This window comes from Streptomyces sp. NPDC127084, from assembly GCF_042724175.1.
In the GTDB taxonomy this organism is placed as follows: domain Bacteria; phylum Actinomycetota; class Actinomycetes; order Streptomycetales; family Streptomycetaceae; genus Streptomyces.
Map to the genome: position 1 here is coordinate 24,578 of NZ_JBHXFA010000069.1, position 11,172 is coordinate 35,749.

At 70.8% G+C, this 11,172-nt stretch carries 9 protein-coding genes and 1 riboswitch; of the genes, 6 read left to right on the forward strand and 3 right to left on the reverse strand.

Annotated features, from left to right (window positions below; genetic code table 11):
* A partial coding sequence (locus ACFWI9_RS17865) for a PLP-dependent aminotransferase family protein (RefSeq protein WP_387163002.1) occupies positions 1–808 on the forward strand: 808 nt, incomplete at its 5' end.
* Positions 809–888: 80 nt separating this feature from the next.
* On the opposite strand, the gene ACFWI9_RS17870 is transcribed toward ACFWI9_RS17865, so the two are convergent.
* A complete protein-coding gene (locus ACFWI9_RS17870; protein ID WP_387163021.1) occupies positions 889–1,734 on the reverse strand; it encodes a hypothetical protein in 846 nt (281 codons plus the stop codon).
* 149 nt (positions 1,735–1,883) lie between these two features.
* Here ACFWI9_RS17870 and ACFWI9_RS17875 point away from each other — a divergent pair, with 149 nt between their 5' ends.
* Together ACFWI9_RS17875 and ACFWI9_RS17880 are read left to right on the forward strand one after the other, a co-directional pair.
* Entirely contained in the window at positions 1,884–2,168 is a 285-nt protein-coding gene (locus ACFWI9_RS17875; protein WP_387163005.1) for a hypothetical protein, read from the forward strand.
* Positions 2,169–2,212: 44 nt separating this feature from the next.
* On the forward strand, positions 2,213–3,397 hold the full coding sequence (locus ACFWI9_RS17880; RefSeq protein ID WP_387163007.1) for a glutathionylspermidine synthase family protein: 1,185 nt from the start codon (positions 2,213–2,215) through the stop codon (positions 3,395–3,397).
* 380 nt (positions 3,398–3,777) lie between these two features.
* On the opposite strand, the gene ACFWI9_RS17885 is transcribed toward ACFWI9_RS17880, so the two are convergent.
* Both ACFWI9_RS17885 and rocD read right to left on the reverse strand, forming a co-directional pair.
* Positions 3,778–4,992 carry a beta-propeller fold lactonase family protein gene (locus ACFWI9_RS17885; RefSeq protein ID WP_387163009.1) on the reverse strand — a complete coding sequence of 405 codons (1,215 nt, stop codon included), beginning with the start codon at positions 4,990–4,992 and terminating at the stop codon, positions 3,778–3,780.
* A gap of 493 nt (positions 4,993–5,485) precedes the next feature.
* On the reverse strand, positions 5,486–6,712 hold the full coding sequence (gene rocD, locus ACFWI9_RS17890; RefSeq protein ID WP_387163011.1) for an ornithine--oxo-acid transaminase: 1,227 nt from the start codon (positions 6,710–6,712) through the stop codon (positions 5,486–5,488).
* Between the two features lie 196 nt (positions 6,713–6,908).
* A riboswitch (ZMP/ZTP riboswitch) is annotated at positions 6,909–6,999 on the forward strand.
* Positions 7,000–7,094: 95 nt separating this feature from the next.
* On the opposite strand from rocD, the gene glyA reads away from it, so the two are divergent.
* The 3 genes from glyA to ACFWI9_RS17905 all read left to right on the forward strand — a co-directional run bounded on the left by glyA (position 7,095) and on the right by ACFWI9_RS17905 (position 10,997).
* Positions 7,095–8,402 carry a serine hydroxymethyltransferase gene (gene glyA / locus ACFWI9_RS17895; protein WP_387163013.1) on the forward strand — a complete coding sequence of 436 codons (1,308 nt, stop codon included), beginning with the start codon at positions 7,095–7,097 and terminating at the stop codon, positions 8,400–8,402.
* 787 nt (positions 8,403–9,189) lie between these two features.
* On the forward strand, positions 9,190–10,203 hold the full coding sequence (gene trpS / locus ACFWI9_RS17900) for a tryptophan--tRNA ligase (protein ID WP_387163015.1): 1,014 nt from the start codon (positions 9,190–9,192) through the stop codon (positions 10,201–10,203).
* 200 nt (positions 10,204–10,403) lie between these two features.
* Entirely contained in the window at positions 10,404–10,997 is a 594-nt protein-coding gene (locus tag ACFWI9_RS17905) for a 2'-5' RNA ligase family protein (RefSeq protein ID WP_387163017.1), read from the forward strand.
* Positions 10,998–11,172 lie beyond the last annotated feature (175 nt).

Consider the following 11,172-nt stretch of genomic DNA (forward strand, 5'->3'; position numbering starts at 1 on the left):
GGGGGGGGGGGCGGCTCCGGGTCCCCCGGGCCCCCCCCCGCGGGTGAGCGAGCCGGGGCGTCGGCGGCCCCGGGTGTCCTTCGACGCGCTGGGCAGCCGTACCGGCGAGCTCGCCGCCATGAAGGACGTCGGCGCCGTGCTGCTCACGCCCGCGCACCAGTTCCCGATGGGGGTCGCGCTGCATCCCGACCGGCGGGCCGAGGCCGTCGACTGGGCGCGGCGTTCGGGCGGGCTGGTGCTGGAGGACGACTACGACGGGGAGTTCAGATACGACCGCCAGCCCGTCGGCGCGCTTCAGGGGCTCGATCCGGACCGGGTGGTCTATCTCGGCACCGCCAGCAAGTCCCTGGCCACGGGCTTGCGGATCGGCTGGCTGGTGCTGCCGCGGGGGCTGGCGGGCGAGGTGGCCGCGGCGAAAGGGCCGATGGACTGGGCGACGAGCGCGCTGGACCAGCTCACGCTCGCCGAGTTCCTCGTGTCGGGGGCATACGACCGGCACGTACGCGCAATGCGGCTGCGCTACCGCCGACGCCGTGACCAGTTGGTGGAGGCACTCGCCGAGCGGGCCCCGGAGGTCACGGTGAGCGGTATCGCGGCGGGCATGCACGCGGTGCTCGAACTGCCGCCGGGCACCGAGGCGTCCGTCCTCCAGGCGGCTGCCTGGCAGGGCCTGGACCTCCAGGGCCTGTCGCACTACCGCCACCCCACCACCCCGCCCACGCGTGACGCCCTCGTGGTCGGTTACGGCACTCCGTCCGACCGTGCCTGGTCGGGCGCTCTCGACGCGCTGTGCCGGGTGCTGCCCTGAGCGGGCTGTCCGTTCTCCTCGGCCCCTCGGCCCCTCGGCCCCTCGGCCTGCTCTGCCACCAGACCTCACGACCGGCCGTGTCAGGGCGGCGCCGGGACCCCCGGGCCCTCCCGTGCCGGTCCCGGCAGCTCCCCGAAGCGGGCCAGGGCCAGCGCCCCCGCCACCGAGATCGCGAAACCGGTGACGGCCAGCCAGGCAAAGCCCTCGCGGGGGCTGTCGCCGAGCCAGACGATGCCGACGGCGGAGGGCAGCAGGGTCTCCGCCAAAACAAGGCCCGCGGTAGCCGTGGTCACCGAGCCGTGCGCGAACGCCGAGGTGAGCAGCAGGAAGGCGCAGGCACCGCCGAGCACGATGGCGTACAGCGCCGGGTTGCCGAAGTCGAACGAGTCGAGGAGCCGCACCGCCACCTCGGGCACTCCGAAGCCGATGCCCGCGCCGAGGCCCAGGACCAGCGCCCGAGCGCGGCCTGGGAGGCGCCCGGCCGCCGCGCCGATCAGCAGCACCACGACAGCCGTACCGAGCAGCACCCACTTCAGGGCGGGCGGCGGGGTGGCGCTGCCTTCCGGGCCCGAGGCGATGCCCAGCATGGCGAGCCCGGCGCAGACCATGCCCACCGCGCCCCACTCGACCCGGGTAAGCCGCACCGACAGCAGCCGGGTCGCCGCGACGGCCGTCACCGCCAGGCTCGCGGCGAGGGCCGCACTCACCGCGTAGATCGGGATCAGGCGAAGGGCGACGATCTGGAGACCGAAGCCGGCGCCGTCCAGGGCGAGCCCTGCGATGTACCGCCACTGCCGCACCGCACGCAGCAGCAGCGCGGTGTCCAGCCCGGAGGTCGCGTCCGGGTCGGCGACGGAGCGGGCCGCGATCGCCTGGAAGACCGTCGCCAGGCCGTAGCAGACCGCCGAGGCAATCGCGCAGAACATCCCGAAGTGCACAAACCGACTCTAGATGGGGAGGCTTCGTGGACCGGGCTTACGGCGGCGCGGCACGGACCTCTAGTGTGTGCGGCATTCCATGGGCTGGCTTGATGTGTGCACACGTGTGTACGAGGACGAGAACGGGGGGCCGGGGAATGGCGCGGCGCAGGCTGAGGTCGGGGACGGTCGTGCTCGGCGGTATGGGGGTGCTCGCGGCGACGCTCACCTCCTGCGGTTCGGAGCCGGACGAGCGGTGTATCGACCCGGTGACGTACGAGGTGCTGCCCGACTACGAGTGCGATGACGACGGCGACGGCAGCAGCAGCGGCCGGTACTACTACGGAGGCAGCGTCAGCAACGGGAAGGCCTCCGGCGGGAGCTACGACAAGTCGGCCGTCAAGACCGGCGGTTTCGGCTCATCCGGCTCCAGCGGCGGCTGAGCGACAGACGCAGACACGCAGACACAGGGAACGACCGCGCAGCGATGAGACGTCACACCATCGAACCCCGCCCCGGCTGGCAGCAGACCGTCGAGGAGCAGGGCGTCATCTATCCGCTCACCCGCTACCCGGACGGTTCACTGCGCCCGTACTGGGACGAGAGCGCGTACTACGAGTTCTCCCTGCCCGAGGTCGAGGCGCTGGAGGAGGTCGTCGAGGAGCTGCACGCCATGTGCCTGGCGGCGGCCGGGCGTATCGTGGCGCAGGACCGGTTCGCCGACCTCGGTATCACGGACCCCCGGCTGGCCCGGCGGGTCGCCGAGTCCTGGCGCCGCCGCGCCGAGCTCCCCTCCCTCTACGGGCGCTTCGACCTGCGCTACGACGGCATGGGACCGGCGAAGCTGCTGGAGTACAACGCCGACACCCCCACCTCGCTGGTGGAGGCCGCGAGCCCGCAGTGGTTCTGGATGGAGGAGCTCTTCCCGGGCGCCGACCAGTGGAACTCCCTGCATGAGCGCCTCGTGGACGCCTGGAAGCGGCAGGCCCCGCTGCTGCCGCCCGGCCCGGTGCACTTCGTGCACTCGGACGGCGACGAGCTCGGCGAGGACCTGATGACGGTCGCGTACCTTCGCGAGACCGCCCAGCAGGCCGGACTGGCCACCGAGGCGCTGTCGGTGGAGCGGATCGGCTGGGACCGGATCTCCGGGCGGTTCGTGGACGACCGGCTCCGCTTCATCCGGAGCTGCTTCAAGCTGTACCCGTGGGAGTGGCTGGCCACCGACCCCTTCGGCCCGCATGTCCTGGACACCCTGGACAACGGCGGCGGCACCGGGACCACCTGCTGGATCGAGCCGGCCTGGAAGATGCTGCTCTCCAACAAGGCGCTGATGGCGGTGCTGTGGGAGCTGTACCCGGGGCATCCGAACCTGCTCCCGGCCTATCTCGACGGTCCGCGGGAGCTCGCCACGACCACCGGCTACGTGGCCAAACCGCTGCTGGGCCGGGAGGGTGCGGGCGTCACCATCCATGAGCCGGGCGACGCGGACCCTGTCATACGCGACGAGCCCTGCTGCTACCAGGAGCTGGCGCCGCTGGCCGACTTCGACGGCAATCGCGTCGTGCTCGGCGCCTGGGTCGTGGAGAACGAGGCGGCGGGGCTCGGCATCCGGGAATCGGCGGGACTGATCACGGACGAGTACGCCCGCTTCATCCCGCATGTGATCCTCTGAGCCGCTGAAGCCGTTGTATACCGCATCTGACGGTCACAGCAGCCCTCCGGCTGCCCGCCTCGGCCCTCCAGCCAGGGCGTCATGGACCGCCGTCCGCTCCACGTCCGGCATGTCGGACGGATACCGCCGTTCACGGTCCGGTCGGACACTCGCGTTCCCAAATCGGTGAGCGAGGCAATCACGCGACCGAGTAACCGAGTTGGACGGTTCGGGTGGGGGGCGGGCAAGACTGGAGCACAAGGGCCTCCTGGCCAACTCGGATCTCGACGATCCGGAGCTGAACAGGAGGCCCTGCCTTCATGCGCGTCGCAGCCCGAGATCACCAGATCGGGCCGCCCCAGTCGTACCGATGTCCACCCTGATCGGTACGACAAAGGTTTCTAAGACGTAGGGGCACAGACGGCGTACGGGGTGAAGGTGATGGGTTCTGTGGATTCGTTCGTGAGGGAGACTTCCCACGAGTCGTTGACAGGCCTGCTGACGAGGTTGTTGGCGGGCGGGCCGGTGATCTCGAATCCGCCGCCGGTGATGACACTGTTGACGGGGCAGTCGGCTGTGGAGATGCCGGGTGTTGCTGCGACGTCCAGGCCCTGGGGGAAGCTGCCGACCCCGACGGTTGTGGTGACGGTGTTTGTCGATGTGTCGATCACCGCCACATTGTTCGAAAGGGTGTTGGAGACGTAGACGGCTGTCCCGGTTGGGTTCAGGGCCACACCTGTCAGCCCGGCGCCGACGGGGATGGTTGTGGTGACGGTGTTTGACGATGTGTCGATCACCGATACATCGCCCGAATCTGCGTTGGCGACGTACACGAATGTCCCGGCCGGGTTCACGTCCACACCTCTGGGCCCGTCGCCGACGGGGATGGTTGCGGTGACGGTGTTTGTCGACGTGTCGATCACCGATACGTTGTCCGAAGTGGTGTTGGCGACGTACACGAATGTCCCGGCTTGGTTCACGGCCAGCTCTTCGGGGGAGTCGCCGACGGGGACGGTTGCGGTGACGGTGTTCGTCGATGTGTCGATCACCGACACATTGTCCGAATCGGTGTTGGCGACGTACACGAATGTCCCGGCTTGGTTCACGGCCAGCTCTTCGGGGGAGTCGCCGACGGGGACGGTTGCGGTGACGGTGTTTGTCGACGTGTCGATCACCGACACGTTATCCGAATTGGAGTTGGCGACATACACGAATGTCCCGGCCGAGTTCACGGCCACCCCTTGAGGGCCGTCGCCGACGTTGATGGTTGCGGTGACGGTGTTTGTCGATGTGTCGATCACCGACACTTGGTCCGCGCCTGCCCTGGTGACGTACGCGAATGTCCCGGCAGGGTGCACGGCCACATCCCGGGGGGCGTTGCCGACGAAGACGGTTGCGGTGACGGTGTTCGTCGACGTGTCGATCACCGACACGTTATCCGAATTGGTATTGGCAACGTAGGCGAAGGTGCCGGGCGCGGCGGCGGCAGGCGGTGCCGTCATGAGCGAAATGGATAGGCCGCTCAGAACCACCGCAGCCGCGGTGATGCGGGTGCGTACCCGTACCCACCAACCACCACCGCGGCCGCGTACCTCGCCCACTGCAATACTGGCCATGACAACCTCCTCAAGCGCACCGCATCACGGTGTCCGTCCGCACAGCTGGCAAGCGATCAACCTAGCCAACGGGATCTTGAGTCACCGTTGCATCCATGCCGCCACGCCCGCTTGGTGCATCCTTCGGAGTACGGAGGGACACACCTTGGGGCCGGGCGATCGGCGAGGTCCTCGGCGAACCCTGCGGCTTCGTCACGCGCAGGGTCGAAAGACCCGGTGATGCCCGGATTGGCTGGCGCGCTCACGCCCACTGGTGGCTCGTCTGGATCGGCCGCCCGACGTCGGAGACGACTCGGCCACTCCGCGTGGGGACGATGATCGCCTGGGCCGCCTCAGGACGGGTGTGCCGCCGGCGGGCCGATCCAGGGGTCGTGGGCCCGCTGGAAGGTGCCGTTCTCCAAGGTGGCCCGCCAGCCACATATCGGCCTTCTGCAAGAGGCCCTCAGGGCCCTCGGGAAGGTATGGCACGCCTCCCCGAGGGCCCTGCGCCAGGTCATTCCCCGGCCAGCACCGCGCGCAGCTGGTCCAGGCCCCAGTCCAGATCCTCCTTGCTGATCACCAGCGGGGGAGCGATCCGGATCGTGGATCCGTGGGTGTCCTTCACCAGCACGCCCCGGTCCATCAGCTTCTCGGAGATCTCCCGACCCGTGCCGTGCGAGGGGGTGATGTCCACCCCTGCCCACAGTCCGCGCCCGCGCACCGCCTCGACCGCGCCACCGCCGACCAGCAGCCCCAGCTCGTGGTGCAGATGCTCGCCCAGCTCGGCCGCGCGCTGCTGGAACTCGCCGGTGCGCAGCATCCCGATGACCTCCAGCGCCACCGCGCAGGCCAGCGGGTTACCGCCGAACGTCGAGCCGTGCTCACCCGGCCGGTAGACCCCGAGGACGTCGGTGGACGACACGACCGCCGAGACCGGGACGACACCGCCGCCCAGCGCCTTGCCGAGTACGTACATGTCCGGGACCACGCCCTCGTGCTCACAGGCGAAGGTGCGCCCGGTACGGCCCAGGCCCGACTGGATCTCGTCGGCGATGAACAGCACTCCGCGCTCCCGGGTCAGCTGCCGTACCCCGGTCAGGTATCCGGCCGGGGGCACCAGGACCCCGGCCTCGCCCTGGATCGGTTCGAGTAGCACGGCCACCGTGTTGTCGCTGAGCGCGCGCTCCAGCGCGGTGAGGTCGCCGTACGGGACGATCTCGAATCCGGGCGTGTACGGACCGAAGTCGGCGCGCGCCTCCGGGTCGGTGGAGAAGCTGATGACGGTGGTCGTACGGCCGTGGAAGTTGTTGGCCGCGACAATGATCTTCGCCTGGCCGGCCGGGACCCCCTTGACCTGGTAGCCCCACTTCCGGGCCGTCTTCACGGCGGTCTCGATCGCCTCGGCACCGGTGTTCATCGGAAGGACCATCTCCATGCCGCACAGCTCGGCGAGCTGGGTGCAGAAGTCGGCGAACCGGTCGTGGTGGAACGCCCGCGAGGTCAGCGTCACCCGCTCCAGTTGGGCCTTCGCCGCGTCGATCAGCCGACGGTTGCCATGGCCGAAGTTGAGCGCCGAATAGCCGGCCAGCATGTCGAGGTAGCGGCGGCCCTCGACATCGGTCATCCACGCGCCGTCCGCGGACGCGACGACGATCGGGAGCGGGTGGTAGTTGTGGGCGCTGTGCGCCTCCGCGGAGGCGATCGCCTTGTCCGTGAGCGTCGCCTTCTCCGTAGCAGACACGGGGTCTCCGTTCGTCCTGCGGCGTGGGTGTGCGGGCCGGTGGCCTGCGGGGTGCCGGGGGCCGGGGGGCCTGGGTGGTGGCCCTTCCGGCGGACCTTTCTCCGGCCCCCTTCTATCGTCGCTCGCGCGGTGCGGGAAGAAACCTCTGCGGCGCAACCCGCACCGTGGGACGTGAGCACCGGCGGGTAGGGTGGACGGCACGCACGGCGACTGGCGTACGCGGAACGGACCGCGGGGAAGCCGTGTGCGGCAGAACCCACGAGGTGCCGCCCGCCTGGGCACCTCCCGAGTGGGTGCTGCCGCTGCCCCGCTTCCCGCGGGGCCCGCGAGCCGTACCCCGGGACAACGACACCGAACGCCCGCCTGCCCGGAGGACGCCGCCATGACGACACCCCCTGCCCAGCACGCCGGTCCTGCCGCCCCGCACACGCGGACCGCGCACCCCGCACTCTCCGCCACCGACCCCGAACTTGCCGCGCTGGTCGGAGCCGAGGAGCGGCTCCAGGCCGCCACCCTGCGGCTGATCCCCAGCGAGAACTACGTCTCCGGTGCCGTTCTCGAAGCCTCCGGCACCGTCCTCCAGAACAAGTACAGCGAGGGCTACCCCGGCCGCCGCTACTACGAGGGTCAGCAGAACATCGACCAGGTCGAGCAGCTGGCCGTCGACCGCGCCAAGGCCCTCTTCGGCGTCGAGCACGCCAACGTCCAGCCCTACTCCGGGTCCCCGGCCAACCTCGCCGTCTATCTGGCCTTCGCCGAGCCCGGCGACACCGTGATGGGCATGGCCCTGCCGATGGGCGGGCACCTCACCCACGGCTGGGGCGTGTCGGCGACCGGCAAGTGGTTCCGCGGTGTGCAGTACGGGGTGCGACAGGACACCGGCCTGATCGACTACGACGAGGTGCGCGAACTGGCCCTCAAGGAGCGGCCGAAGGTCATCTTCTGCGGCGGCACTGCGCTGCCCCGCACCATCGACTTCGCCGCCTTCGGGGAGATCGCCCGCGAGTCCGGGGCGGTCCTGGTTGCTGATGTCGCGCATATCGCCGGCCTGATCGCGGGCGGCGCGCACCCCTCGCCGGTGCCGCACGTGGACGTGGTCTCCACGACCACCCACAAGACGCTGCGGGGTCCGCGCGGGGCGATGCTGATGTCCCGCGAGCAGCATGCCAAGGCCATCGACAAGGCGGTCTTCCCAGGGCTCCAGGGAGGCCCGCACAACCAGACCACCGCGGCGATCGCCGTCGCCCTGCACGAGGCGGCGCAGCCGGCCTTCCGGGACTACGCGCACGCGGTGGTGGCCAACGCCAAGGCCCTCGCCGACGCGCTGCTCGAACGGGGCTTCACGCTGGTGTCCGGCGGCACGGACAACCATCTGATCCTCATCGACCTCACGCCGCAGGACGTCCCGGGCAAGGTCGCGGCGCAGGCACTCGACCGCGCGGGGATCGTCGTCAACTACAACACCGTCCCCTACGACACGCGCAAGCCCTTCGACCCGTCCGGCATCCGTATCGGCACGCCCTCCCTCACGTCCCGCGGCCTCGGCACCGAGCACATGGCCGCCGTCGCCGACTGGATCCAGCGTGGCGTCGCCGCCGGCAGGTCGGGCGACGAGGACGGCATCGCCGCGATCCGCGCGGAGGTCGCCGAGCTGATGGCGGCGTACCCGGCGCCGGGACTTCCGGCCTAGCGGTCTGCCTGGCGGGCCCTCCTGATGGTCCGGCCCGGCGGTCCGGCCGAGCGTTGCGGCCTGGCGTCCGGCCGAGCATTCCGGCCCGGGTCCGCGCGAGTGTTACGGCCCGGCAGCCCGGCCCGGGTCCGCGCGAGTCTTACGGCCTGGCGTCCGGCCGAGCATTCCGGCTTGGCGTCCGGCCCGTGGTCCAGGCGAGCGTTGCGGCTTGGGGTCCGGTCTGGCGTTGCCCACTGGCGTCCGGCCGAACGGTGCGGTCTGACCTTCGGCCTGGCGGCCCCTCTGGGGCCGGACAGGCGTTCCGGCCCGGCCTCCGGTCTGGCGGTCGGGCGCGGGTCCGGGCGAGCTTGCCGGTCTGGCGTCCGGCCGAACGCTGCGGCCTGACCTTCGGCCTGGCGGTCCTGCCTGAGGCCGGGCGAGCTTTCCGGGCCGGAGTCTGGTCTGGCGTTGCGGCAGTTTTCGGCCCGGCGCCCGGGCCTGGGTCCGGCTGAGCGCTGCGGCCCGGACCGGCAGAACGTCGCCCCGGCCTGCCCGACCCGAGGCGGAGGCCGGGGCTGCGGCTTCGAGCCGTCTCGGCCATGTGCTCGTGTGTTCCTCGTCTCACCGGCGATCTTCGTGCGGCCTCGCGGGGGTACGCCGCGGCCCCTGTCGCGCCCCGCTCGTACCCGTACGCCGCATCCTTCGCCTCCCGGCCGCAGCCCACCCGCCCCGCGTGCCCGGCGGGTGGTGCGGCGCCCGCCCGCAAACCGTTCCCGGACTGTCCGCGGCACCTGAGAGAATGCTGCACATGGCCTCTGACAGTCCTCGCGTGCTTTCCGGAATCCAGCCCACCTCAGGTTCGTTCCACCTGGGCAACTACCTGGGAGCGGTCCGCCAGTGGGTGGCGTTGCAGGAGACCCATGACGCCTTCTACATGGTCGTGGACCTCCACGCGATCACGGTTCCGCAGGACCCGGCGGAGCTGCGCGCCAACACGCGGCTCGCCGCGGCCCAACTGCTCGCCGCGGGGCTCGACCCCGAGCGCTGCACGCTGTTCGTCCAGAGCCATGTGCCCGAGCACGCCCAGCTGGGCTGGGTGATGAACTGCCTCACCGGCTTCGGCGAGGCGTCCCGGATGACCCAGTTCAAGGACAAGTCCGCCAAGCAGGGCGCCGACCGTGCCACGGTCGGGCTCTTCACCTACCCGATCCTCCAGGTCGCGGACATCCTGCTCTACCAGGCCAACGAGGTGCCGGTCGGCGAGGACCAGCGTCAGCACATCGAGCTCACGCGTGATCTGGCCGAGCGTTTCAACAGCCGGTTCGGACAGACGTTCACGGTCCCGTCGGCGTACATCCTGAGGGAGACGGCCAAGATCTACGATCTTCAGGACCCCTCCAGCAAGATGAGCAAGTCGGCGGCCAACCCCAAGGGCCTGATCAACCTGCTCGACGAGCCGAAGGCGACGGCGAAGAAGGTCAAGAGCGCGGTCACCGACACGGAGACCGTGATCCGCTTCGACACGGAGCACAAGCCGGGCATCAGCAATCTGCTCACCATCATGTGCACCCTCACCGGTTCGCCCGTCGCCGATCTGGAGCAGAGCTACGAGGGCAAGGGCTACGGTGCGCTGAAGACCGACCTCGCCGAGATCATGGTCGACTTCGTGACCCCGTTCCGTGACCGCACCCAGGAGTACCTGGGAGATCCGGAGACCCTCGACGCGATTCTGGCCAAGGGCGCGGAGAAGGCCCGCGCGGTCGCCGCCGAGACCCTCGCCCAGGCCTATGAGCGGGTGGGTTTCCTACCGGCCAAGCACTAGCCCGGGCGGGAGGCCGGACACTGAGTCCAAGGACACAGGCCCTCGGGCCCGGGGGCGGGCAGAGGGCCCTGGCGGGACGACCGCCGCAGCCGTCACACTGACGGCTGTGGAGACCGGCTGGGGACCGGCTCCGCAACCGCTGGAGAGAGCATCGACCCGGATCCCGGACACCCGGCCGGAGACCCGGAGAGGAGTACGACGTGGGGACCGTAACGCTCGGCGTTTCGATCGCGGTCCCGGAGCCCTTCGGCAGCCTGCTCCAGCAGCGGCGCGCGGGCTTCGGTGACCCCGCCGCGCACGGCATTCCCACCCATGTCACCCTGCTCCCGCCCACCGAGGTCGACTCCGCGGAGCTGCCCTCCGTCGAGGGACATCTGAGCCGGGTCGCCGCCGTCGGGCGGGCCTTCCCCATGCGGCTGCGCGGCACCGGCACGTTCCGCCCGCTGTCACCCGTCGTCTTCGTCAAGGTCGTCGAGGGCGCGGCGGACTGCACCCGGCTCCAGCAGCAGGTCAGGGAGCCGTCCGGCCCGCTCGCCAGGGATCTCCACTTCCCGTACCACCCGCATGTGACCGTCGCCCACGGCATCGCCGACGAGGCCATGGACCGGGCGTACGAGGAGCTCGGGGGCTACGAGGCGGCGTGGACCTGCGCCTCCTTCGCGCTGTACGAGCAGGGTTCGGACGCCGTGTGGCGCAAGCTGCGGGAGTACGACTTCGGAGGGGGCGGCTCCGGACTGTCCAACGTGCCCCCGCAGGGCACCGCGGTGGACACCCCGGCGCCCGCGCCCAGGTAGGCGCGAGCGGCGCCGCCCAGCCGGGCATTTAGCGGCCCCGGGGGGGGGGGGGCGGGGATCCGGTGGGGGGGGGGGGGGGGGGGGGGGGGGTGCGGGGGGGCGCCCGTCTCGGCCGCCGCGTCGTCGGGCGGGGTGCCCAGCTGGCGGCGGCGCGCGCCCCGCGGCTGGTTGCCGC

Excerpts from the sequence above, each read along its gene's own strand:
- trpS (WP_387163015.1), top strand. The coding sequence starts at position 9,190 with ATGGCCTCTGACAGTCCTCGCGTGCTTTCCGGAATCCAGCCCACCTCA.
- ACFWI9_RS17870 (WP_387163021.1), bottom strand. The coding sequence starts at position 1,734 with ATGTTCTGCGCGATTGCCTCGGCGGTCTGCTACGGCCTGGCGACGGTC.
- ACFWI9_RS17885 (WP_387163009.1), bottom strand. The coding sequence starts at position 4,992 with ATGGCCAGTATTGCAGTGGGCGAGGTACGCGGCCGCGGTGGTGGTTGG.
- ACFWI9_RS17875 (WP_387163005.1), top strand. The coding sequence starts at position 1,884 with ATGGCGCGGCGCAGGCTGAGGTCGGGGACGGTCGTGCTCGGCGGTATG.
- glyA (WP_387163013.1), top strand. The coding sequence starts at position 7,095 with ATGACGACACCCCCTGCCCAGCACGCCGGTCCTGCCGCCCCGCACACG.
- ACFWI9_RS17880 (WP_387163007.1), top strand. The coding sequence starts at position 2,213 with ATGAGACGTCACACCATCGAACCCCGCCCCGGCTGGCAGCAGACCGTC.